This window comes from Phytohabitans aurantiacus (assembly GCF_027923225.1).
GTDB classification, from domain to species: domain Bacteria; phylum Actinomycetota; class Actinomycetes; order Mycobacteriales; family Micromonosporaceae; genus Phytohabitans; species Phytohabitans aurantiacus.
In genome coordinates this window covers 266,689-289,791 of record NZ_BSDI01000001.1, presented here as the reverse complement: position 1 = coordinate 289,791, position 23,103 = coordinate 266,689, and the positions used below count along the sequence as shown (strand labels likewise).

24 protein-coding genes are annotated in these 23,103 nt (G+C 70.3%); 9 read left to right on the top strand and 15 right to left on the bottom strand.

Going from position 1 to position 23,103, the window contains the following annotated elements; all coding sequences use genetic code 11:
• The first annotated feature begins 11 nt into the window (after positions 1-11).
• Positions 12-1,283 carry a YibE/F family protein gene (locus tag QMG73_RS01480; RefSeq protein WP_309299412.1) on the top strand — a complete coding sequence of 424 codons (1,272 nt, stop codon included), beginning with the start codon at positions 12-14 and terminating at the stop codon, positions 1,281-1,283.
• On the opposite strand, the gene QMG73_RS01475 is transcribed toward QMG73_RS01480, so the two are convergent.
• From QMG73_RS01475 to ligD, 3 genes are read right to left on the bottom strand one after another with little or no spacing between them, the layout of a single operon-like run.
• Positions 1,284-2,558: a vanadium-dependent haloperoxidase gene (locus tag QMG73_RS01475; RefSeq protein ID WP_281891889.1), complete on the bottom strand. Its 1,275-nt coding sequence runs from the start codon at positions 2,556-2,558 to the stop codon at positions 1,284-1,286.
• The gene (locus QMG73_RS01470) at positions 2,555-3,532 is read right to left on the bottom strand and encodes a cellulose binding domain-containing protein (RefSeq protein WP_281891888.1); all 978 of its coding nucleotides are present in this window, start codon (positions 3,530-3,532) and stop codon (positions 2,555-2,557) included. The genes QMG73_RS01475 and QMG73_RS01470 overlap by 4 nt, the downstream gene beginning before the upstream one ends.
• 50 nt (positions 3,533-3,582) lie before the next feature.
• Positions 3,583-4,782 carry a non-homologous end-joining DNA ligase gene (gene ligD, locus QMG73_RS01465; RefSeq protein WP_281891886.1) on the bottom strand — a complete coding sequence of 400 codons (1,200 nt, stop codon included), beginning with the start codon at positions 4,780-4,782 and terminating at the stop codon, positions 3,583-3,585.
• A 91-nt stretch (positions 4,783-4,873) separates the two neighbouring features.
• On the opposite strand from ligD, the gene QMG73_RS01460 reads away from it, so the two are divergent.
• Complete coding sequence (locus QMG73_RS01460; RefSeq protein WP_281891884.1) at positions 4,874-5,455, top strand: LURP-one-related/scramblase family protein; 582 nt, start codon at positions 4,874-4,876, stop codon at positions 5,453-5,455.
• Here the strand turns inward: QMG73_RS01460 and QMG73_RS01455 are convergent.
• Positions 5,452-6,096, bottom strand: a complete 645-nt coding sequence (locus QMG73_RS01455) for a hypothetical protein (RefSeq protein ID WP_281891882.1) — start codon at positions 6,094-6,096, stop codon at positions 5,452-5,454. The two genes, QMG73_RS01460 and QMG73_RS01455, sit on opposite strands and share 4 nt — an antisense overlap.
• Before the next feature lie 17 nt (positions 6,097-6,113).
• Between QMG73_RS01455 and QMG73_RS01450 the strand changes: the two genes are divergently transcribed.
• A complete protein-coding gene (locus tag QMG73_RS01450) occupies positions 6,114-6,266 on the top strand; it encodes a hypothetical protein (RefSeq protein WP_281891880.1) in 153 nt (50 codons plus the stop codon).
• Between the two features lie 178 nt (positions 6,267-6,444).
• Entirely contained in the window at positions 6,445-9,189 is a 2,745-nt protein-coding gene (locus tag QMG73_RS01445; RefSeq protein WP_281891878.1) for a cellulose binding domain-containing protein, read from the top strand.
• 50 nt (positions 9,190-9,239) lie between these two features.
• Here the strand turns inward: QMG73_RS01445 and QMG73_RS01440 are convergent, their stop codons facing one another.
• Positions 9,240-10,037, bottom strand: coding sequence for an RNA polymerase sigma factor SigF (locus QMG73_RS01440; protein WP_281891877.1), 798 nt, complete (start codon positions 10,035-10,037; stop codon positions 9,240-9,242).
• 167 nt (positions 10,038-10,204) lie between these two features.
• Here QMG73_RS01440 and QMG73_RS01435 point away from each other — a divergent pair, with 167 nt between their 5' ends.
• On the top strand, positions 10,205-11,590 hold the full coding sequence (locus tag QMG73_RS01435; protein ID WP_281891875.1) for a hypothetical protein: 1,386 nt from the start codon (positions 10,205-10,207) through the stop codon (positions 11,588-11,590).
• Here QMG73_RS01435 and QMG73_RS01430 read toward each other — a convergent pair.
• On the bottom strand, positions 11,563-12,048 hold the full coding sequence (locus QMG73_RS01430) for a hypothetical protein (RefSeq protein ID WP_281891874.1): 486 nt from the start codon (positions 12,046-12,048) through the stop codon (positions 11,563-11,565). The two genes, QMG73_RS01435 and QMG73_RS01430, sit on opposite strands and share 28 nt — an antisense overlap.
• A 751-nt stretch (positions 12,049-12,799) precedes the next feature.
• Between QMG73_RS01430 and QMG73_RS01425 the strand changes: the two genes are divergently transcribed.
• Positions 12,800-12,940 (top strand): hypothetical protein, encoded by a 141-nt coding sequence (locus QMG73_RS01425; RefSeq protein ID WP_281891872.1) that lies wholly within the window; start codon positions 12,800-12,802, stop codon positions 12,938-12,940.
• Between the two features lie 628 nt (positions 12,941-13,568).
• On the opposite strand, the gene QMG73_RS01420 is transcribed toward QMG73_RS01425, so the two are convergent.
• The 3 genes from QMG73_RS01420 to QMG73_RS01410 form a co-directional block, all read right to left on the bottom strand.
• Positions 13,569-14,234, bottom strand: coding sequence for a hypothetical protein (locus QMG73_RS01420; protein ID WP_281891870.1), 666 nt, complete (start codon positions 14,232-14,234; stop codon positions 13,569-13,571).
• Positions 14,231-14,734, bottom strand: coding sequence for a hypothetical protein (locus QMG73_RS01415; protein ID WP_281891868.1), 504 nt, complete (start codon positions 14,732-14,734; stop codon positions 14,231-14,233). The genes QMG73_RS01420 and QMG73_RS01415 overlap by 4 nt, the downstream gene beginning before the upstream one ends.
• A gap of 624 nt (positions 14,735-15,358) precedes the next feature.
• Positions 15,359-16,048 (bottom strand): DUF3152 domain-containing protein, encoded by a 690-nt coding sequence (locus tag QMG73_RS01410; RefSeq protein ID WP_281891866.1) that lies wholly within the window; start codon positions 16,046-16,048, stop codon positions 15,359-15,361.
• Positions 16,049-16,191: 143 nt separating this feature from the next.
• On the opposite strand from QMG73_RS01410, the gene QMG73_RS01405 reads away from it, so the two are divergent.
• Both QMG73_RS01405 and QMG73_RS01400 read left to right on the top strand, forming a co-directional pair.
• Positions 16,192-16,878: a response regulator transcription factor gene (locus tag QMG73_RS01405; RefSeq protein ID WP_281891864.1), complete on the top strand. Its 687-nt coding sequence runs from the start codon at positions 16,192-16,194 to the stop codon at positions 16,876-16,878.
• Positions 16,875-18,602 carry a sensor histidine kinase gene (locus QMG73_RS01400; RefSeq protein WP_281891863.1) on the top strand — a complete coding sequence of 576 codons (1,728 nt, stop codon included), beginning with the start codon at positions 16,875-16,877 and terminating at the stop codon, positions 18,600-18,602. Before QMG73_RS01405 ends, QMG73_RS01400 begins: the two co-directional genes overlap by 4 nt.
• On the opposite strand, the gene QMG73_RS01395 is transcribed toward QMG73_RS01400, so the two are convergent.
• From QMG73_RS01395 to QMG73_RS01370, 6 genes are read right to left on the bottom strand one after another with little or no spacing between them, the layout of a single operon-like run.
• Positions 18,520-19,206: a hypothetical protein gene (locus tag QMG73_RS01395; protein WP_281891862.1), complete on the bottom strand. Its 687-nt coding sequence runs from the start codon at positions 19,204-19,206 to the stop codon at positions 18,520-18,522. The genes QMG73_RS01400 and QMG73_RS01395 overlap by 83 nt on opposite strands.
• Positions 19,203-20,033, bottom strand: coding sequence for an ATP-binding cassette domain-containing protein (locus QMG73_RS01390; protein WP_281891861.1), 831 nt, complete (start codon positions 20,031-20,033; stop codon positions 19,203-19,205). The genes QMG73_RS01395 and QMG73_RS01390 overlap by 4 nt, the downstream gene beginning before the upstream one ends.
• 2 nt (positions 20,034-20,035) lie before the next feature.
• Positions 20,036-20,362: a PadR family transcriptional regulator gene (locus QMG73_RS01385; RefSeq protein WP_281891860.1), complete on the bottom strand. Its 327-nt coding sequence runs from the start codon at positions 20,360-20,362 to the stop codon at positions 20,036-20,038.
• A 40-nt stretch (positions 20,363-20,402) separates the two neighbouring features.
• Positions 20,403-20,630, bottom strand: a complete 228-nt coding sequence (locus tag QMG73_RS01380) for a hypothetical protein (protein ID WP_265247057.1) — start codon at positions 20,628-20,630, stop codon at positions 20,403-20,405.
• 28 nt (positions 20,631-20,658) lie between these two features.
• The gene (gene mscL, locus QMG73_RS01375; protein ID WP_281891858.1) at positions 20,659-21,072 is read right to left on the bottom strand and encodes a large conductance mechanosensitive channel protein MscL; all 414 of its coding nucleotides are present in this window, start codon (positions 21,070-21,072) and stop codon (positions 20,659-20,661) included.
• Between the two features lie 25 nt (positions 21,073-21,097).
• Complete coding sequence (locus QMG73_RS01370) at positions 21,098-21,766, bottom strand: FadR/GntR family transcriptional regulator (protein ID WP_407676733.1); 669 nt, start codon at positions 21,764-21,766, stop codon at positions 21,098-21,100.
• A 73-nt stretch (positions 21,767-21,839) separates the two neighbouring features.
• On the opposite strand from QMG73_RS01370, the gene QMG73_RS01365 reads away from it, so the two are divergent.
• Positions 21,840-23,039: a CynX/NimT family MFS transporter gene (locus QMG73_RS01365; RefSeq protein ID WP_281891856.1), complete on the top strand. Its 1,200-nt coding sequence runs from the start codon at positions 21,840-21,842 to the stop codon at positions 23,037-23,039.
• Positions 23,040-23,103 lie beyond the last annotated feature (64 nt).

Genomic DNA, 23,103 nt, shown 5'->3' with positions numbered 1-23,103 from the left:
AGATTCACCCCATGGGCAGCGACCACGTGCACACCCCGGCCGACAGCCCCGCACCGGCACCGCCGCGGGTACGCAAGATCCTCGCCGCCACCGTGATCCCGCTCTTCGCGGTCACGGTGGTGGCCACGGCCATCCTGTGGCCGCGCGACACACCGCCGGCGGCGCAGTCCGACGATGAGGTGGCGCGCCACCACGGCACGGTGACGCAGGTGGTCGAGCAGGCCTGCCCGCCCGCGTCGGAGGTGCCGTCCAGCTTGCCCGCCGGACCGTGCGGGACGGTGACGGTCAAGGTCGACGACGGGCCCGACAAGGGCAAGGAGGTCACCGCCCCGATACCTGCCGGGCCCGGCGCGCCCAAGGTTGGCGTGGGCGACGACGTGGTCCTCGTCGTGCTCAGCGATCCGGACGATCCGACCATCAGCACGTACAACATCGCGGACCACCAGCGTGGCCAGCCGCTGGTCTGGCTGGTGGTGCTCTTCGCCGCCGCGATCGTCGGCTTTGGCCGCTGGCGCGGCCTCGCCGCGCTCGGCGGCCTGGCGGCCAGCTTCGCGATCTTGCTGATCTTCGTGCTGCCCGCGATCCGCGCCGGCGAGCCGCCGCTGCTGGTCGCGGTCGTCGGGGCCGCGTTGATCATGTTCGTGGTGCTCTACCTCACCCATGGCGTCAACGCGCAGACGTCCGTCGCGGTGCTCGGCACGCTCGCCAGCCTGGTCCTGACAGGTGTACTGGGTGCCGTGGCGACCGCGGTCACACACCTGACCGGGTACGGGGACGAAAATGCCACGACTCTGGCGTTCGTCCAGTCCGGGGTCGACCTGCACGGATTGCTGCTCGCCGGCATCATCATCGGCTCACTGGGTGTACTGGACGACGTCACCGTGACCCAGGCGGCGACGGTCACCGAGCTGGCCCGGGCCAACCCGTCGCTGGGCCGCCTGGAGCTCTACCGCGCCGCCACCCGCGTCGGCCGCGCGCACATCGCCTCGACCGTCAACACGATCGTGCTCGCCTACGCGGGCGCGTCGCTCCCCGTGCTGCTGCTGATCGTGGCGGCCGGCCGAGCGGTCACCGACACCTTGACCAGCGAGTTCCTGGCGCAGGAGATCGTGCGCAGCGTCGTGGCGACGATGGGGCTGATCGCCGCTGTGCCGATCACCACCGCCCTCGCCGCGGTGGTGACCGCCACGGGCAAGCGTCGCAGCCGGCACTCGTCCCGGCCGCGTGGTGACTCCGACGCGGCGCTGGCCGCGCTCAGCCAGCACCGCGACGAGTGGGCGTGACTATCTAGGGCATTCGCCAATGTGGGTGGGGCCGTCGACCGTGAGCAGGCTGCCGGCCAGTACCTCCCGGGCGACGCCCCGGCCCACCGCGAGCCCCACCTGGTTGCTGAACTCGAAGTGCTGACCGCCGAACACCCGGGACCGGCCGGCTTCGGCGGCGGCTGCCGCGAACCCCGGGTACGACCGGGGCACGCCGCCCGGTGCGCTGTCGGTGGTGTGCGTGAACCCGATCCCGTCCGCGCAGAAGAAACCGGCGAGGACCGTCGCCCCCGCCGCGCTGTACGAGCTGTGTCCCGACACGTACTCCGGCGTACCGCCCGCGCTGCCGGCGCGTGCCGCCCAGGCCGGATCCGGCTGGGTGTACGGGTTGCCGTCGGTGTCCGCCTCACGGATGGCGGTCGTGGGACGCCAGTGCCGGTACTGGTACTTCGTGCGCACGGTCGCCACCGTGGTGTCCGCCGAGGCCATGCCAAGCAGTGCGAGCAGCCGCACCGTCCGGTCAAGCGACAGGTGGCGGTCGGTGGTGACGCCCAGCGCGATGCGCAGCCACTCGCCCGCGGGCTGCACCGAACCCGCCGGCAGCGACCAGTACTGGTACGTGGCGAGCTTGTCGGGCGCGGGGATCGCCGCGTTGCCCAGCAGTGCGACCTCGGCGAAGGCGGCCGCGTAGTCCAGGCTGTCCAGGGCGGGTGGTGGCCCGGGCACGTGTGCTCCCGGATCCGCGACGGCGAACGGCCGCACGTCGCGGTACTGGGTGCCCGACCACTCCGCCCGGAACACGCCCGGTCCCGCGCCAGCCGGCTGGGACTGCGGAGGCGACGAGCCGTCATCGGCGCGCGCCGCCACCACGGTCTCGCCGACGTGTGCACCCCAACGGGCGCCCGCGTTGCGCCGGTGCGCCGGGTGAATGCCGGCCAGGTCGGCGTCGCGCCGGGCGTCGTAGGCGGCTGTGCGATCGGGGTCGAGCCTGACCAGCACCGCGTGTGCGGCGGCCACCGCCGCGGCCCGCGGGTCGCCGTGGCCGGACCCGGTCACGAGGGCCGCCGAGCGCTCACCGGTGATCCCGTTGACGGCGTCGTACATCGCCACGTTGAGGATCGCGTACAGCCGGGTGGCGTTCGCGTCGGTGGCACGGGTGACCCGTACAGCATCAAGTGCCAGCTCGTTCCACGCCGCCGCCGTCTCGGCGCCCTGGTGGCCGGCGTCGGCGCGCGCGGGCGCGCCGACGGCCAGCGCCACCAGGCCGAGGATCAGCAGGTAGGACGCTCTTCTCATGGCGTCGCGGGGGTGGGCGTCGGGGTCGGTGGCGGCGGGTCGATGGCGATCCCGAACGCGAGCGGTGCCGAGTAGTTGCCGGACGGGTCGAACGCCCGCACCGACACCCAGTACGTGCCGTAGCCGGTGTAGGGGACGTAGCTGGTGGTGCCGCCGACCGAGCGGATGACCCGGCCGTTCAGCGTGACCTCGTACCCGAGGACGAAGGTGCCGTCGCGCGAGGCTTCCCATCCCACGCCGAGCTGGCCCTGCGCGGTGTGCATGCTGGTGAAGCGCCCGCTCGTCGGAGTGGTGGGCGGCGTCGTGTCGGGCAGCTGTCCGAAGTGGACGGGTGCGGCCACGGAGGCGTTGCCGGCCGCGTCGACCGCCCGGATGCCGTACGTCAGGATCGCCGGCGGAGGCGTCGGCATCGAGTGGGAGGTGCCGGTCGTCGAGGTGACCCGCCCGGTCGAGCTCCAGAACTCGTAGGCGACCACGCCAGTGTCGTCTGTGGACGGATCCCAGGCGATCGTCACGGTGCCGCCGCTACTGGTGACGCGAACGTTCGGCGGTGTGGTGGGTGGCTCGACGTCCAGCCGGGGCGGCCCTCCGGCGCACGGAGACCCGTTGACGGTGCAGTTCGAGGGTATGCCGGTGCCGTTCGCGATCCAGCCGATCCAGGTCGACGTGTTCGGAGCCAGCGTGCCGTTCCACGGCAGGTTGGTGAAGACGTAGTGGTTGCCCGTGCGGACGAGCGAGGCGCTCCAGTGGTTGGCGATCGTGGTGCCTGCGGGAAGGTCGAACTCCACCCGCCAGGACGTGATGGTCGACGTCGCGTCGTTGAGCACGGTCATCTTGCCGACGTACCCGGTGGACCACTGGCTCTCTTTGGTGAACGTCGCCGATGCCGCGTGGGCCGGCGTGGGGACAAAGGTGACGGCGGCGAGGCAGCCAACCAGCGCGGCGGCCGCCCGGGCGAATGTAGATCGGCGCATATCTATAGACGGTACTCGGCGTGGCTAGAAGTCTGGTCGAATTCACCGACCTATTCGTCGCGCACCCAAGGGTTGTAGTCGACCTCCAGCGGCTCCTGCTCGGGCCGCTCGGCTTCCGGGACGTGCTGCAGGTTGACCCGGATCCGGTACCAGATCGAGCTGCGGCCGCGCATCCCGTCGACCAGCGTGTCGGCGGCCTCCAGGTGCCGCACGACCGACGGGTGCCGCTCCTGCCAGCGCGCCAGCCCCGCCATCGCCTCGTCTTTCGTCTTGGCGCGGGCGATCTCGATCAGCGGCATCGTCGACTGCCGCCGGCCCGTGCCCTTCGGTGGCTTCTCCGCCGGGCCGAGCCGCTTCGCCAGCTCCAGCAAGGGGTCCAGTGACCCGCCCGTGTCCTCGATGCCCTTCCAGGGGTCACCGATCTCCGCGTACCGCTCCAGCACCGCGGGCAACGTGAACGCCTCCGGCTGGCAGGTGGGCACCTCCGCCCAGGTCAACGTGGTCGAGACGCGGGCGTCGGGCTTCGGCCTGACCGAGTACGCCGACGCGACCGTGCGGTCCTTGGCGTTCTGGTTGAAGTCGACGAAGACGCCCTCCCGCTCTTCCTTCCACCACTTGCTGGTGGCCAGGTCGGGGGCGCGGTTTTCCACCTCGCGCGCCACCGTCTCGGCGGCCAGCCGCACGTCCCGGTACGACCAGTGCGGGTCGATGCGGGTGTAGATGTGGAAACCCCGCGAACCGGACGTCTTCGGCCACGCGGTCAGGCCGTGGTCTTCCAGCACCTCCTTGGCCACCACGGCGACGTCGAGGATCTGTCGCCAGTCGACGCCAGGCACCGGGTCGAGGTCGATGCGCAGCTCGTCGGGGTGATCGAGGTCTTCGGCGCGTACCGGGTGCGGGTTGAGGTCGACACAGCCCAGGTTGATCACCCATGCCAGCCCGGCCGCGTCCCGTACCACGATCTCGTCGGCCGACCGCCCGGACGCGTAGTTCAGCTCGGCGACCTCCAACCACTCTGGACGGTTGGACGGGGCGCGCTTCTGGAAGAACGCCTCCTCGTCGATGCCCTTTACGAACCGCTTGAGGATCATCGGGCGACCGGAGACGCCGCGCAGCGCGCCGTCGGCCACCGCCAGGTAGTAATTGACCAGGTCAAGCTTGGTGTGGCCCCCGGACGGGAAGAGCAGCTTGTCCGGATTGGTAATCGTCACCTCACGGTCGGCGACCTCCACGACGTGCGACTTCGCCATGCCCTCACCATAGGTTGTGCGGCTGTGGCAGACTGCGCCCCGATCAAATTCAGCAGATCTCGATCGGCCTCATAGGGGAGGAAACACAGATATGGAACTGCAGCAGCTTCAGGCGCAGCAGCAGCTCGTCGTGCGGCAGCGCATCCGCATGATGGTCAACCAGTACGAGGTGCACGCGGCCGGGCCGGACGGTTCCGAGGCGGGGCTGCTCGCGTTCGCGCAGCAGAAGCGGATGGCCTTCAAGGAGCAGGTCACGCTCTACACCGACGACACCAAGCAGTACCCGGTGCTCGCCTTCAAGGCCCGCTCGGTGATGGACCTCGGCGCCACCTACGACGTGACCGACTCGGCCGGCACCGCCGTTGGCTTGTTCCGCAAGGACTTCAAGCGGTCCCTGCTGCGCTCGACGTGGATCGTGGAGCAGCCGGGGCTGCCGCCGGCGACCGGCCAGGAGCGGAGCATGCCGGTGGCGATCCTGCGCCGGTTCGTCGACTCGCTGTCGTGGCTGCCGTACCACTTCGACTTCGTCTACGAGGGCGGCCAGCCGGCGTTCTCGGTGGTGAAGAAGTGGGGCCTGCGTGACAAGTACGTGGTCTCGATCGACGACCCGCGTCTCGACCGGCGCCTCGTCATCGCGATGGCGGTCGGCCTCGACGCGCTCCAGTCGCGCTAGACCGGCGGTATCTCCACGGCGATCTCGGTGCCGAGCCGGTATCCACCGGTGAGGCCCAGGTCGTCGCCGCTCCAGAACCGTCCGGGGTCGTACCAGTTGGAGTCGCGCCCCTCGGGGAGCAACCCCATCGACTCGTACGTGATCCCGACGACCTCGGCGCAGTACGCGCTCTCCAGAGCCGCGCTGCTGGGCTTTCGCGGGCGGGTGCCGACCGGTGCCCGCCCGCGCAGCCAGCGCCAGGCGAGCTGCGTGGTCGACGGAAACGGCGTGCCGTCGAGCCGCGCGATCGTGCGCAGCACCGCGTTTTCCTGCTCGGCGCCGGGCGGCGGCTCGAGCTGCCGCAGCCAGGCCCGCTGACCGTACCTCCGGGCCCACACCAGCACGGCCGAGCGCAGGTCGTGGAGCTGGACGCCGCGATGGTGGTTGCCAGACCACAGGTCGGGCAGCGACTTGCCCAGCTCGGCGTGCCACATCATCGGCGGCATGTCTTCGAGCACGACGGCCATCCCGACGTGGTTGACCGGGCTGTTGGTGGTGAACTGGATGGCCCGGTCGGGCCCCGAACGGCCCCGAAACAGCCACAGGTCGCCCAAACGGGTCAGATTGACGGCCTCGTCAAGGGTGATCGCTGTGCCGGCCACCCGACTACCCTATGTGGATGCGCTGGTGGAAGGTACTTGGATTGGCGGCCTTCGTCGGAGTGGCCGCCACCGGAGCGGTCATCGTCCGGGCGGAGCGCCGCCGTCGCGCGTACACCCCGGAGGAGATCCGCGCCCGCCTACAGGAGCGCCTGGACGCCGCCGGTAGTTAGTTGGCATGTCAAACTATTGACACGACTCAGCTACGTGTGTGAATCTCTGCCACGGAGCCGGAGTGGAAGCATTGGGCAGCTTCCGACAGCCAGACCCGCGCAGGGGATCCCTCATTGATCTTCGTTGTGCGCGGCGGTCGTCGTCTAGGAAAGCGCTTGCTCACTCTAGGAGCCGTTAATGCGAAGAACTCTTGTCGGCGCGCTCGCGGCGGTCGTGGCCGCCGGCGTGACGGCGGTCGCGGCGCAGGTCGTCCTCAGCCCGTCGTCGCCAGCGTCGGCCGCCGCCTCCGACCCGTACAACTGGAAGAACGTCCGGATCGACGGCGGCGGGTTCGTACCCGGGATCATCTTCAACCCGACCGAACGCAACCTGATCTACTCCCGCACCGACATCGGCGGCGCCTACCGGTGGGACCAGGCGGGCCAGTCCTGGACGCCGCTGCTCGACTGGGTGGGTTACGACCGGTGGGGGTACAACGGCGTGGTCAGCCTGGCCACCGACCCCGTGCAGACCAACCGGGTGTACGTCGCGGCCGGCATGTACACGAACAGCTGGGATCCCAACAACGGCGCCATCCTGCGCTCCTCCGACAAGGGCAACACCTGGCAGGCCACCGCGTTGCCCTTCAAGCTCGGCGGCAACATGCCCGGCCGTGGGATGGGTGAGCGGCTCGCGGTCGACCCCAACCGCAACAGCACCCTGTACCTGGGCGCACCGAGCGGAAACGGCCTATGGCGCAGCCTCGACTACGGCGCGACCTGGGCGAAGGTCACCAACTTCCCCAACGCGGGCAACTACGTGGCCGTGCCCGGCGACGCGTACCAGGGCGACAACCAGGGCATCGTCTGGGTGACGTTCGACAAGCGTTCCGGTACCGCCGGAAACGCCACGCAGACCATCTACGTGGGCGTGGCCGACAAGGAAAACACCGTCTACCGCACCACTAACGGCGGCACCACGTGGGAGCGGGTGGCCGGGCAGCCGACCGGGTACATCGCCCACAAGGGAGTGTTGGACACGGCCGGCGGCTTCCTCTACATCGCGACCAGCGACACCGGCGGCCCGTACGACGGCGCCAAGGGCGACGTGTGGAAGTACAACACCGCCACCGGCGCGTGGACGCAGATCAGCCCGATCCCGTCGAGCAGCTCCGACGACTACTTCGGGTACAGCGGCCTGACGATCGACCGCACCGCGCCGAACACCATCATGGTCGCGACCCAGATCTCATGGTGGCCGGACGTCATCTTCTTCCGCAGTACCGACGGCGGCACGACCTGGACCCGTATCTGGGACTGGGCCGGCTATCCAAACAGGACCAAGCGCTACACGATGGATATCTCCTCGGCACCGTGGCTGTCTCTGGGCGCCAACCCGCAGCCGCCGGAGGAGACGCCGAAGCTGGGCTGGATGACCGAGTCCATGGAGATCGACCCGTTCGACGGCAACCGGTTCATGTACGGCACCGGCGCCACCATCTACGGCTCGACGAACCTGAAGAACTGGGACACCAACACCACGGTCACGATCCGGCCCATGGTGAAGGGGTTGGAGGAGACCGCGGTACTCGACCTGATCAGCCCGCCGTCCGGCGCCTCCCTGATCAGCGGCCTCGGTGACATCGGTGGATTCCGGCACACCAACCTCGACGCCGTACCGTCGATGATGTTCCAGCAGCCGTACTTCACGAGTACCACCAGCCTCGACTACGCCGAGCTGAACCCGAGCGTGATGGTGCGGTCCGGCAACTTCACCGACGCCGACCGTCCCAACGACAGCCATGCCGCGTTCTCCACCGACGGCGGAGCCAACTGGTTCCAGGGCGGCGAACCGGGTGGCATCAACTCCGGCGGCACCATCGCCGCGGCGGCCGACGGCAGCCGGTTCGTGTGGGCGCCGGGCGACGCCGGCATCCAGGCGCACTACTCGGTCGGCTTCGGCAACAGCTGGCAGCAGTCGCAGGGCATACCGGCCAACGCGGTCGTCGAGTCCGACCGGGTCAACCCGCAGAAGTTCTACGGCGTCAGCAACGGCACGTTCTACGTCAGCACCAACGGCGGCCAGACGTTCACGGCCGCGGCCACCGGCCTGCCGACCACGGGCGTGAAGTTCAAGGCGGTACCGGGACGCGAAGGCGACATCTGGCTGACCGGCAGCACCGGACTGTTCCGCTCCACTAACTCCGGCACGAGCTTCACCAAGCTGACCAACGTCACCGAGGGCGTCAACGTCGCATTTGGACGCGCGGCGCCGGGGCAGTCGTACCAGGCGATCTTCCTGGCCGGCACGGTCGACGGCGTCAAGGGCGTGTACCGGTCGGACAACACCGGCACCACGTGGCTGCGCATCAACGACGACGCTCACCAGTACGGCAACATGGGTGAGGCGCTCGCTGGCGACCCGCGCATCTACGGTCGCGTCTACCTCGGCACCAACGGGCGGGGCATCCTGTACGCGGACCGCACCGGGGCTCCCCCGACGACGCCGGCGACAACGCCTCCGACGACACCGCCCACGACCCCACCGACCACGCCGCCGACCACTCCTCCGACCACCCCGCCGACGACGCCTCCGACCACGCCGCCCACCTCCAGCCCGACGGGCACGTGTGCGGTGACGTACTCGGTGGTCGGCCAGTGGACCGGCGGCTTCCAGGGCGAGGTGCGCATCCAGAACACCAGCACCTCAGCCGTCAACGGGTGGACGCTGGTGTGGTCGTACGCGAACGGGCAGCAGATCTCGCAGATCTGGGGCGCCACGCAGACCCAGAGCGGTGCCACCGTCACCGCCAAGAACGTCAGCTACACCGGCACGATCGCCCCGAACGGATCGGTGACGTTCGGATTCCTTGGCAGTTGGACGGGTACGAACGCCAAGCCGACCGCGTTCACGTTGAACGGGTCGGCCTGCTCGGTCGCCTAGCCTGACGTGCCTCTCGTGGTGGGGGCGGCCATGGCCGCCCCCACCACACATCAGAAGTCGGTGAGCTCGCCGCGCAGCTTGTTGAGCGCGCGGGCGAGCAGCCGCGACACGTGCATCTGCGATACGCCGATCTGCTCGGCGATCTGCGTCTGCGTCATGTTGCCGTAGAAGCGCAGCGTGAGAATGCGCTGCTCACGCTCGTCGAGGGCGGCCAGCGCCGGCCCGAGAGCCACGCGCAGCTCGGCGAGCTCGTACTCGGGGTCCTCCCCGCCGAGCAGATCTCCCAGCGGCACCGCGCCCTCGCCGTCGCCGGCGGGGATCGAGAGCGACACCGCGTTGTACGCGCGAGCACCCTCCAGGCCCTCCAGCACGTCCTCTTCGGAGATCTTCAGGTGTGCCGCGATGTCGGCCACCGTCGGCGAGCGGCCCAGCGACTGGTTGAGCACACTGCCCGCCTCGGCGATGCTCATCCGCAGCTCTTGGAGGCGCCGCGGCACGCGTACGTCCCAGGTCCGGTCACGGAAGTGGCGCTTGAGCTCACCGATGATGGTCGGGATCGCGTACCCGGTGAAGTCGACGCCGCGCTCGGGGTCGAACTTGTCGACGGCCTTGATGAGGCCGACCGTGGCGGTCTGCACCAGGTCGTCCATTGGCTCGGCTCGCCCGGCGAAGCGCTGCGCCAGGTGGCGCGCCAGCGGCAGCCATGCCTCGATGGCCCGGTCGCGAAGCGCCGTGCGGCGGGGGTGCCCGGCTGGCAGTGCGGCCATAGCGGCGAGCACGTCGCTGGCGCTCTCGGAGAGCGGTCGATCGTCTACGTCGGCCCACGTGGGGGCGTATGTGGCGGTCATGGTGGTCCTCCCTGCACCTGCACCTTGTCCGCGCCTTATACCCAACAGGTGGACTTACTGTAACCCGAACAGCCAGAAAAAAGTCAACCGAAAGTATGAGGTTGCCCAGCTAACTGGCCGTGAACAGGGGGTTTGCCGGGCGGCGCGGCTGGGTTAGCCTGTGCCGCGTGACCGCCACGGGGGGAGTGACGGCGCCACCGCGGCAACCGCGTGCGCGCCGGCGTAAGACGCTGAGCGGCGCGCTGGCCGATACCGGCGCCGTGCTCGTGACCTCGGCACGGTTGTTGTGGAAGCACTGGCCCGTGCTGTTCGCGCTCTACTTCGCCGGCGCGGCCGTGCGCGAGTTCGCCTTCATCGCCGCCGTACAGGCCAGCAAGCTGAACGCCGTACTCGGCATGCTGATCATGATCGTCGGGCCGGTCGCCACCCTCGCGGCCCTGGTGCTGATGTTGCGGACGGTGCTGCCGTCGCTGCCGTGGCTGGCCGCCGTGACCCGGTCACCCGCGCAAGAGCCCGCTGACGGGCAGCGCCGGCCAAAGACGCTGCTCGACTACCTGGCCAGCGCGATGGTCCCGTTCCTCGCCGTGTACGCCTCCTGGGGCTACCTGAAGGCGGACGTCTCGAACTACTTCTACGAGGTCCTCGAAGACGCCACCTTCAACAACGCGGACATCTTCACGAACCCCGGCGCGGTCCGCGAGAGCGTGAACGACCGCCTGCCCTTCGACATCACGGTGACGCTCGCCGTCGTCGTCGGGTTCGCGATCGTACTGCGCTGGCTGCTCAACTGGTGGCAGGGCGGCCGCCGCTGGCCCGTAGTGGCCATCTTCGGTGCCTACATCGAGGTCATCTGGATCCTCATCACGGTCGTGGCGCTCAACTCCGTGCGCACCCCGGTCACCGACTGGGTACGCGGCCGCAAGGTCGTCGAGTGGCTGCTGGACGCCTGGGAAACCTTCGTGTCGTCGCTCGGCCCGCTGACCAACGTGGTCCGCAGCGCCGGCGAGTGGCTCGTGAACGCCATCTCGTCCGCCGACGCCGTCCTCGTCGTACCGCTGGCGTGGCTGGCCGTGGGCGCGGTCGTGTACGGCCACAAGCTGGTCGAACCCGGTCCGCCCGCCTCCGAGCTGCTCCAACGCGCCAACTCGTGGTGGCAGAGGCTCCCCAAGCCGGTACGCGTCGTCGGCACCAACCTCACCACCGACGTACGCGACCGGTTCGCGCCCCTCGCGCAGAGCCTGCGGATGATGTTCCGTGCCGGTCTGGCGCCGATGCTCCTGTTCTGCCTGTCCTTCCTGATCGCGCAGACCGCGCAGCAGTGGATGTGGGAACTGGAACGGTTCCTCATCGGACCCCGCGAGCTGAACAGCGTCTGGTGGCCGCTGTCCGGGCCGCTGTCGCTGCTCAACGACGCGGTCGGCGTCGTGCTGCTCGCCTGCCTGCTCGGTGCGGCGGTCGACCGGGTACTGCGCCTGCAGCCCCCGCCATCCTCCTCTGACGTTGTCGAGGAGGCTGTTGAGGAGGCTCAGCCTCCGACTGGAAACCGGATGTAGCGCGGCGTCTCGGTCGACCGCGTGATCCGCACCGCCGCCGGGCTCGCGGACTCGGGCATGACAAAGTAGTTGAGCACCTGGAACGGCGGCGGCGCCTTGTCGTCTTCCGGCATGCACCCTGGGTACGGCAGGCGGGCGGCGTCGACCTCGCTGGGGTCGCTACCGTAAATCCGGCCTTCCTTGTCTTCGAGCTTGACGGCGCAACCGGCGAGCGCGTTGGTGCTTGGCGCCTCAATCGTGATCGTGACCCGCCACAGCGTGAGCCCGCCGGTCAGCACGAACGGATCGCCGCCAAAGGTCTTAGCGTCGGTGGTAGGCGTCACCTCCACCAGCTTGATCCGCACACCGGCAAAATCCGCCCACCCGTCCGCGCCAACAGTGATCGGCCGGTACGTTTCAAAGCGGTTGAAGCGATCGATCCCCTCCTTGGCGGACGGGCCGACGGCGAGGGCAAACACCGGTACCAGCGCAAGCAGCCCCCAAAGATTCCGCCGCCACCACCCGCGCACCGCCGGCACCGACCCCGCCGCTTGTCCTGCCGCCCCTCCCAGCGGCACCTGCCCTGCCGGCGCCTGCCCGGTCGGCGCTTGCCCAGGCAGAGGCGCCTGTCCCGGCACCGCCGGTGCGCCCGACGCCCCAGCAACACCAGCCGCCGGCCCCCACCCACCCTGCGCCGAGCCGGCCGTCGCTCCCAACCCCGCCTGCGGCGAGCCGGCCGGTGGGGGCCACCCCGCCTGCGGCGAGCCAGCCGTCTGCGCCCACCCCGCCTGCGGCGAGGCATCTGGTTGCGAGCCGGCCGGCGGGGGCCATCCTGCCTGCGGCGGGATGACCGCCGGTGAGCCGGCTGGTGAGGCCCATCCGGTCTGTGGCGATCCGGCTGGCGGCGTCCAGCCTGTCTGCGGCGAGGCGTCTGACGGCGCCCGCGCTGGCGGTGTCGCTCCCGGTGGCGGCATCAGTATTGCCTGCGTGCCGTCCGGCGACATGGCCTGCGGCGTGCTGGGCGGCGGAGGCCACCCAGATGGCGCTGCGCCTTGCGGTGCCGAGGCCGGCGTGGACGCGGCGGATGGCGCAGTCTGCTGTGCTGCGGCCGGCATGGGCGCGGGTTGCTGTGCCAGGGCCGGCGCGGGTGCGGCCTGCGGCGCCGTGCCTTGTGGCGCGGCCGGCGCGGGTGCGGCGGGTGGCGGTGTGGTTTGGAAAGCTGCCGGCGGCATGGGTGGGGTGGATGGCGAGCCGAACGGAGGTGTCGCGGCCGGCGTGGACGTCGCGGGCCCCGGCGCCGCGAGCGGTGGCGCGGCGTTTGGCGGCGGGCCGGCGTGTGGCGCGGCGCGCGGCGGCGTGCTCGGCGGCTGAGGCCATCCGGGTGGCGGCGAGGCTTGGGGCGGCGTTGCGGGTGGTGGAGCTGGCACGCCCGGCGCCGGCGCGGCGGGCGGCGCCCACACGGAGGGCGCGCCGGGACCAGGCGCCCCGGCGGGCGTGGTGGCTGGCGGGGTTGAGCGCGGATGCGCGCCTGGCCACGCCAGCGGCATCACGTGCGGCACGCCGGGTGGCGGCGACGCCTGCTGCGCCATGCCCAGAGGCTGCGGTGCGGCGGACGGTGGCGGCGGCGGTGCGGACGGTGGTGACTGCGGCGCGGTGGACGGCAGCCGTGGGGGCTGTGGGGGTGACGACGGGGCGGCGGGGTGGGGCGGTGGTGTGACCGGGTGCGGCGCGGTGACGGCATGCAGCGACGCGTGTGGGGGCGCCGCGACCGGCGGGACAGGCGTGGGCCGGAGCGCCGGCGCGTGCGGGGCGGCGGAGGCGGGTGCGGTGGGCGGAGCTACCCGGGGCAGAGCGGCGGTGTCCGGATCCAGCCGCTGGAAGACGGCGGTGTCGGCCTCGTCGGGCTGCGGCGCAGGCTTGGACGGCGGCGCGGTGCCATCCGGGCCAGGCGGCACGGCGGTGGCGTCCGGCGGTGGCGCCCATGGCGACGGTGGCTGGCTCACGGGACGACCTGGGGCTCGTCGATGGTGACGGGCTCTGCCGTGGCGGCCCACTTGTCGATCGTCGGACTGTCGTAAGTGGACAGCTCGATTTCGGCCACGGCGTCCATTCGCTGGTCTATCGACTGCCTGGCGAGTACGAGCGTGAGGTTGGTGGCCGCGTCACGCGGTACCTCGAACACGAACACACCCTCGACCGGGATGCTGGGCTGAAAGGAGCGGCCGCCGATCATCTCCTGCTCGACCCGAGTGGACGCGAGGAAGACTCGGTCGCGGGCGTCCCGCAGCGCGGCGTACCCGACCGAGGTCTCCTCGTCGGTGGCCGTGATCCGGGTCCGGACCAGGATCCAGACGCCGCCCGTGTCGAGCGCCGCGCCTCTGAGCCTGACCTTGCCCGCACCGCGGACGTCGACCACCTTCGCGTCGAAGACGCGGGCCGACACGGTCTCGCCTGCCTGTCCCGCGCGGATGAACGGCCGCTCGCGGTCGTCAGTGCCGCCGCCACCGAGCGGGCGCCAACTCGCGATGAGTCCCCCGATCGCCAGCGCGGCGATGAGCAAGGTTCCCACGCTCGCCTTGGTGCCGGCGCGCTGCACGGGACCGGGCGGTGCCCGGTGGCTGCGTACCTCTTCTGGGACGGGTGGCGGCTGCGGCGTCTCCGTCATGGTGACCGCTTGTCTTCGACGGGTACTTCGAGCTGGGCTCGCGGCTCATGGTCGAGCCATTCCATGTGGTCGGTGAGCGAGGAAGCCCGGTACGTCTTCTTGTAGATCGTGATAGTCACGTTTGTCGGTATCGGGGCATTGCCCGACTGCTCCCAGACAAAGCCGATTCTTTCCGGCATGTTCGGGTTGAGGTACTGGACCCGGCTGGCGTCACGGACCGCGACGATGTGCTGGGGCTTGAGGATGTGCTGGGGCTTGTCGCCGAGCAGCCCTTCCACGCCGGAAACGCTGAAGATGTCGCTGACGTCGTTGCGGCTCTCGGGAGCCGTCACCTCGATGTCGGCCACGATGGCGAACCAGCGGTCGCCTTCTTTCTCCAGCCGGAGATCGCCCAGCTCGCTGAGCAGGCGGGCGCGCACCACGGTCACGTTCCACGGCTCGCCGCGGTTGACCTCGTTGACTACCGCCGGTGGCACCTCCGGCTTTTCGGCGACTTCCAAGCCACCGAAGAGCCCAGAAGCCGCCAACGCAGCAGCACCGGTGCTGACTCCCAGCCACCGGAGCGGTATCGCAACTAACCGAGCGCCCAGCCCTCTCGGGCCCGCGCCCGGCCCCCCGCCGTCGCCTGACACGTTTTCGGAGCATAGAGGCCCACGGCGACCCCGGCTAGTCGCCGTCTCACGGCTGCCGTAAGCCGCAACGTCGCCAGGCGTGGCGACACGACGGGTAACTCCATGTGTACCGGCACGATCCCGGGAAGATGCGCCCTCGAGCGGCCTCTGTGGTCTTCGTGATCAAGGAGACAACGCCGTTGAGTTGAGCATTGCGGCACTCTGTCCAGGCGGCAGCGGTGCGAAGGGGACAAACTGGTCGTCGGTCGGGCGCCAGCGGTGCCCGACCGACGGCGATGGACCTCGACGCGACGCTGAGCCGCCCTCTCGGCGGCGTCGATCAAGGAGATCTCCATGGATCAAGGGCGAATACACGCGGAAGAGAGATCCAACCGCGTGCATTCGCCCTTGATCGACGCGAGGGGCGTGGCGACACGCCGTAACGCAGCGCCGGCGCGCCGCGCGGGGCGCAGCGCGAGTACGGGGCGCAGTGCGCGGGGGCGCGGCGGGGGGTTAGTGGAGGTCGGGGTAGGGCCAGCCGTTGGGGACGCAGCCGTGCATGCCGTAGATCTGGGTCTGCATGACGGGGGCGGGTTTTCCTTCCCCGGGACAGTTCACGTGGCCGTGACCTAGGAAGTGACCTACCTCGTGGTTTACCACCAAGTGACGGTACGTGTAGGTGTCGCCGTTGTAGGAGGGGATGGCCAGTTCCCACCGTTTCAGGTTGATCATCACGTTGGGGCCGCCTCGGCAGGAGACTTCGCCGCCCGTGTCCAGGCCGTAGGAGCCGCACACCTCGTCGACGGTGTCGGGGGTGGCGAGTCGCACCACGAAGTCGACCGATCCGGCGCGCGGGCGCTGGAACGCCCATCGGCCGCGTCCCGTCCAGCCTCCGGGGTCGGCCAGGATCTTGTCGACCCACTCGGCGAACTCCGCCGGGTCTTCGTCGATCCCCCGTTCGACCTCTACCCGGTAGCGCAGGACCTTGCCGGTGCCGACGCGAGGCGCGCTGCCGCCGGCTTTCCGGAACGTGCCCTCGCCGCTCTGCGGAATCGGGGGCGGCGTCGGAGATTCGGAAGGCGTGACTGACGGTGGGGGCGGCAAGGCTGCCTGCGTACCATCGCTGTCTCGGATCGCGAAGCCGGCGGCTCCGAAGAGGAGCCCGCCCGCGACGGCGGCTGCGGCCGCCAGTGAGCTACGCACGGGTCTGCTCCCGTTTCATGCCCGGACGGTATGTATGGGGCAATGAAGAACCTATGATTTTGCTGTCAGTCGGCCGACCCGATCGGTAGCGAACAATTTCTTCATAGGATCTTCATCATGGTGCCGGGCACTATAGGAGTCCTATGAGCGCGCGCATCCTGGTCGCAGAAGACGACCCCAAGCAGGCGAACCTGGTCCGGGTGTACCTGGAGCGTGACGGCCACAGCGTGTTACTGGTCGGCGACGGTCGGACGGCGCTTGAGCAGGCCCGATCGCGCCGCCCGGACCTGGTGGTGCTCGATGTCATGATGCCGGTCGTCGACGGCATGGACGTGTGCCGGATCCTGCGGTCGGAGTCGAAGGTGCCGATCCTGCTGCTGACCGCCCGTTCGACGGAAGACGACCTGCTGCTCGGCCTCGACGTGGGCGCCGACGACTACATCACCAAGCCCTACAGCCCCCGTGAGCTGACCGCGCGGGTGCGCGCGCTGCTGCGCCGTGCGGGCACCGTCACCGCCGGTAACCAAAAAATTCTGCGCGTCGGCGAGCTGGAGATCGATGCCGGTCGGTTCGAGGTACGCGTGGAGGGGCGGCCGATCGTCCTGACGGCGAAGGAGTTCGGGATCCTGGAGGTGCTGGCGGCCGAGCCGGGGCGGGTGTTCACCCGGGCTCAGATCATCGACCGGGCGTTCGGGTTCGACCATTATGTGCTGGAGCGCACCGTGGACGCGCACGTCATGAACCTGCGGCGCAAGATCGAGGCCGACGCCGCGGAGCCGCGTTACGTGCAGACGGTCTACGGCCGGGGATACAGGCTGGCGGAGTCTTGAGCTTTCGCCTGCGCGTACTGGGGCTCGTCATGCTGGTCGCGATCACCGCGATCGGGGCGACGGCATGGCTGACCCTGCGCCAGGCGTCCGAGCAGATCACCGAGTCGGCCACCGCTGACCAGGAGGTCACCGACCTGGTCCACGAGGAACTGCTCAACTACGCGCGGACCCACGGCACCTGGGAAGCGGTGCCGTCGCTGGTGTCGGACCTCGGCCAGCGAACCGGCCAGCGCCTGAATCTCGCGACCGAGTACGGCGAGGTGGTGGCGGACACCGACCAGCTCAGTGGGCGTACGGCCCGTGAACTCGGCACCACCGTGACCCTCGTCGACCCGCGTCCCGTGCTGACGTTTCGGGATGGCGAGGACCCGAAGAACGCGATGCTCGTGACGCTCAAGTTGATCAGCAACTACCGCTACGGGGTGCGGCTCGCGGCCTGCCAGACCCGTAACAGCGCGCCGATCGACATGACCGTCGACTCGTACGGCGTCCCCTCCTATCGGACGACCGAGATGCTTCCGCAGTGCATCGACTTCGCCAGCGAGTCCCAGCGCGATACGGCCCAGGATCAGCAGCGGGTCAACGCCTGCCTGGACTCGGCGTCCGGCCGGCCGCAGGCGAACGCGGTGCGTCCCGAGCCAATCGTGACGCCGGGGGAGGAGACGCTCACCACGTGCCTGGCGCGGGTCTTCAACGAGCAGGTCGGCGACGTGTCGGCGGTGCCGCTGCGGGTCACGCTAGGCGTCGGCGGCGAACCGTCGCGCCCGCTCTCGGCCGGACCGATGCTCCTCGCCGCGGTCGGTGTGGCGATTCTCGCGATCGCCGGCACCGCGCTGCTGAGCCGGCGGGTACTGCGGCCGATCGCCCGCCTCACCGATGCCGCGGGCCGGCTCGGCCGCGGTGACCTGGCGAGCCGGGTCTCGGTATCCGGTGGCGACGAGGTGGCCGAACTCGGCCGCTCGTTCAACCGGATGGCCGACTCGCTCCAGCGGGCCGAGGAGCGCCAGCGCCGGCTGGTGGCCGACGTGGCGCACGAGCTGCGAACGCCGCTTGCCAACCTGCGCGGCTACCTGGAGGCGCTCAAGGACGGCGTGATCGCGCCCGATACCGAGCTCTTCGCGTCGCTGCACGAAGAGGCGGTGCTCCAACAGCGGATCGTCAACGACCTGCAGGACCTGGCGCTCGCCGAAGCGGGCACGCTGGCGTACCACCGGGTCGTCATCGACCTCGCCGAGCTGCTGGAGACGGCTCGGACCGCGCATCTGGCGGTGGCGGAGACCGCCGGGGTACGGCTGGCGGTGGCGGTGCACGAAGCGGTGCTGGTCAACGTCGACCCGGACCGGATGCGGCAGGTTTTCGGCAACCTCATCTCCAACGCCATCCGGGCCACGGCGGCGGGTGGAAGCGTGACCCTGACCGCCGGCCATATGGGCGGCTCAGTGGTGGTGCGCGTGGCCGACACCGGCACCGGCATTCCCCCCGAGGCGCTGCCGAACGTGTTCGACCGGTTCTGGCGGGGCGACCAGGCGCGCGGCCGGCGTACCGGCGGCAGCGGGCTGGGTCTGGCGATCGTCCGCCAGATCGTGACCGACCACCACGGCACGATCGTCGCCACCAGCCAGGTGGGTGTCGGCACCACGTTTACGCTGACGTTGCCGCCCGCATCCGCACGCGCAGACGCAGAGTCGACAGTAGTGCTACCACAGCCGTCGCGAGGATGGTGAAGATGAGGCCGTGCACGAGGCCCCTGACGAGGTACTCGTCGCCGGTGTGGTCGACGGCGTAGGTGCCGATCTCGCGGCTGGACCAGAACGGCGTCACCTTCGTCAGCGCGTCGGCTGGGTCGATCATCATCTGCACACCGACCACCACCAGCAGAAGCAGCGTGCCCTCCAGCTCGCGCGGCACGATCGCCCCGATGAGCAGCCCGAACGGCGCGGCCACCGTCACGGCGAACAGCATCGCCAGCGCCACCGCGCCGAGCCGCACCTGGTCGCCGTGGTCGATCGCGACGAGCGCGAAGAACGGCGCCGCGACCACGAGGCCGAGCAGCCACATCGCGGCGAGCCGGCCGAGATAGAGGTGGTGGCTGGCGTACCCGGACAGCCGCAGGCGCGGCTCGATCGGCCGGCTGGTGCCGCTGGCGAACAGCGCCGCCGTGCTGACCGCCCACGCGAGGCCGATCAGCAGGAACCGGATCGACTGGCCGACCTGGTCGCCGCGGCGCACCAGGTAGAAGGCCAGCGGTAGGGCGAGCAGCAGAGCGAGTACCGCGCGGCGGCGCACCATCTCGCGGATCGCCATCTCGGCCACGGTCAGGATCTTCATGCGGCCGCTCCTTCAGACGCGGGTGTCAGGTCGAGTACCTGGTCGACCTGGTCGAGCTGGCTCAGTAGGTGGGTCACCACGACGACCGCCCGGCCCTCGTCGCGCCAGCGCCAGACGTGCTGCCAGAAGTCGAGGTACGTGCCGCGGTCGAAGCCCTGGTACGGCTCGTCGAGCAGCAGTACGTCGGGCTCGCCCATGGACGCCATGACGAGGTTGAGCTTCTGCCGGGTGCCCCCGGACAGGTGACGCGTCTGGACTCCGGCCGCTGGCCGCCACTGGAGCGAGGCCGCGCCGGCCCGGCCGATCTGCTTGGAGCGCTCGCGGTCGAGCCCGCGACCGGCCCCGATCAGCACGAACTGTTCGTCGGGGAGGAGGAAGTCATACGTGCCGGCGTCCTGCGGGCAGTATCCGAGGCGGCCGTCGAGCGTCACCTCACCGGAGTCCGGTGCGAGCAGCCCGGCGCAGATGCGCAGGAAGGTGCTCTTGCCAGCGCCGTTCGCGCCGACCACGGCGGCCACCTCGCCGGCCCGTACCGTCAGGTCGACCGAGCGCAGGATCGTGCGCCGGCGGTACCGCTTGGTGATGCCGCGGGCCGACAGGCGTACCCGGCCGGGCGCTGGACGGGCCGGCCGGCCGTACCGCGCCGCCAGGCTCTCCGCGACCGCTGCCGCGTACCCCTCCGGCGTGCCGAACGCTCGCAGCGCCGGCTGCCCGCTGTCGCGCAGGTGTGCCGCCGCCTCCGCGACGACGTGCCGGACCGCGTCCGGTGCTAGCTGGTGCCGGGCCATCTCCTGCCCGAGCGTCCACAACCATCTGTCGTTGTCCATGGTCACCTCCGGATTACCGCGTCGACGTGGCCAGCGAACACGGACCAGTCGGCGGAAAGCCGCGCAACGGCCTGCTTGCCGTCCTCCGTGAGCCGGTAGTACTTGCGTGCGGGGCCCGAGCCACCCTCGCGCCACTCGGCCGCGATCAGGCCGGTGCGCTGGAGGCGCAACAGCACGGGATACAGCGTGCCGCCCTGAATCTGGCCGAATCCGGCCTCGTCGAGCGCCTGCGCCAGCTCGTATCCGTAGGACTCCCGCCGGCCCAGCAGGGCCATCACGCAGACGTCGAGGACGCCGCGCAGCCACTGGCCCCGCCGTTCCTGATCCACACGGGAGAAGGTAGCACAGCTATCTAGATGGCACAGGTACCTAGGTAGCGCTGCCATCTAGTTGCCGCCAGTCGTCCGGGCCGTCCAGCATCAACCGGACGGCCTCGTACGCCTCGTCTTCGCTGTCGAACTCGTAGAAGCGGGACACGCCCTCGGCTCCGCCCGCACGTTGCTCGACGAACCACTGGTCGGCGTCCGCGCGCAGGTACACATCCCGGCGCGCGAGCCGCCCCCATTTGCCGTTCCACCAGTGCTTTCGCTGCTCCATGGCAGCACTGTATAGAACAGATGTTCGACTATCTGCGCGGGTCCACCTGCTCGGGAACGCTGCGGCGCGCCACGAGCGCGTCGCGGATCTCGGTCAGCAGCTGGACCTCTTCGCTGGGTGCGGCGGGCGGGGGCTCCTCGCCGCGTCGGCGCCGTTCGGCGAGCTTGTTCATGGGGAGCACGACGAGGAAGTACAGCGTGGCGGCGGTGAGGAAGAAGGTGATGAGGCCGTTGATGAAGAGCGGTACGTCGAAGTAGATCCCGCGGATCGTGAATCCGCCCGCTTTGACGCCTTTTCCGCCTGAAACGAGGCGGATCAGCGGCTCCAGGAATGCCTTGGTGAAGGCGCCGACGACCGCGGTGAACGCAGCGCCGATGACGATGCCGACCGCCAGGTCGACGACGTTGCCGCGCATGATGAAGTCTTTGAAGCCCTTAAGCATGCCCAGCAACCTATGCCTAATCGGGCTAGACCTCTAGGAACGCCCCGGCTTCGGCTGCCGCCCGCTCGGGATCACCCGCTCGGATGGCCGCGACCAGCCGCCCGTGGTCCACGTATCTGTCCTGGTGCAGCGTGGCGCCCACGCCCTCGGCGATCGTCGCCCTCGTCGCGGCGCCGAACGACGCGTACAGCTCCGCCAGCATCGCGTTGTGCGCGGCGGCCACGATCGCCGCGTGCAGCACGGCGTCGGCCTCGACAAAATCGGCGACCCGGCCTGATCGCCACGCGGCCTCGCGGTCGGCGAGCGCGCCGTCGAGCGCCGCCATGTCTTCCCGTGTACGCCGCTGCGCCGCCAGCCGTGCCGCCTCGACCTCGAACGCCCGGCGCACCTCGACAGCCTCGGCCACCTGCGCGCTGGCGAGCCGGCGGGACACCGCACCGGACAGCTCGTCGGCGGAGACGACGTACGTGCCCGAGCCCTGCCGGCACTCCAGCACCCCGGCGTGCACCAGCGCCCGCACCGCCTCCCGGACTGTGTTGCGCCCCACGCCGAGCGCCTCGACGAGCTGCGGCTCGGTCGGGATGCGGCCGCCCACCGGCCACGCACCGGTGCTGACCTGCTCGCGGAGCTGGTCGATGACCTGGCGCACGAGCGTCGGCCCACCTCGTGGCTGTGTCCGTCCACCCGGTGGCAGTGTCTGTCCACCCCGTGGCATTGGTTACATCACCCGACCATAAATCATCCCATGATTCTAGACTCGAACAATCATGACTGCCCCCGCCGCCACCCGCACTCAAGGCACCGCGCTGGTCCTGGCCGGCATCCTGCTCGTCGCCGTCAACCTGCGCACCGCCATCACCAGCCTCGGCGCACTCCTCGACGAGGTACGCACCGGGCTGCAGCTCTCCGGCGCGATGGCGAGCGCTGTCACGACGATGCCGACGATCGCGTTCGCGGCGTTCGGTGCGCTCACCCCGGTGCTGGTACGCCGGTTCGCGCCGAGCCGGGTGCTCTTCGTCGCCATGGTGGCGCTGGCCGCGGGCGAGGCGATCCGGGTGGTCACCGGCTCCACGGTCGTCTTCGTGGTCACCAGCGCGCTCGCGCTCGCTGGCATCGCGGTCGCGAACGTCCTGCTCCCTTTGCTGGTCAAGCAGCACTTCCCGGACCGTGCGGGGCTTGTCACCGGTGCGTACACGGTCGCGCTGACCGCCGGCGCCACCGTGGCCGCCGCGTCGGCGGTGCCGATCGCGGACGCCTTCGGCTCGTGGCGGGCCGGGCTCGGCGCGTGGACCGTGCTCGCGGCGGTCGCCGTGCTGCCGTGGCTGCCGATCGTGCGCCGCTCCAGGCCCGGCCGGGCCGCCGCCCTGCCCGCGCCGGCCAGCCGGATACAGCCGGGGCGCACGCGGGTCGGCTGGGCCATGGCGCTCTACTTCGGCACGCAGTCGCTGAGCGGGTACGCCACGATGGGCTGGCTGGCGCAGCTCTTCCGGGACTCCGGGTACTCGCCACAGACGGCTGGACTGCTGCTCGCCGGGGTCACCGCGGTCGGGGTACCGGTGGCGCTGGCCATGCCGACGCTGGCGACCAGGCTGCCCAGCCTGCGCCCGCTCGTGCTGACCCTCTCCGCCGCGATGATCGCGTCGTACGTGGGGCTGGCCGTGGCACCGCACGGCGGCGCGCTGTTCTGGGTGGTGCTGCTGGCGATCGGGCAGGGCGCGTTCCCGTTGGCGCTGGTCGCGATCGGGCTGCGTGCCCGCACTGCCGAGGGCACCGTGGCACTGTCCGCCTTCACACAGAGCACGGGTTACCTGATCGCCGCGCTGGGGCCGCTGCTCGTCGGCGCCCTCTACGAGGCGACCGCCGGCTGGACGGTACCGATCGCGCTGCTGATCGCGGCGGCGGTGGTCCAGACGGCGGCCGGCCTGGCGGTGGCACGCCCGCGCTACGTCGAGGACGCCACCCCCTGATCAGGGCGTCCCTCAAGTCGCCCTAACGACTTGAGGGATGAACGGTCCGAGTCGCTGCGCGGCG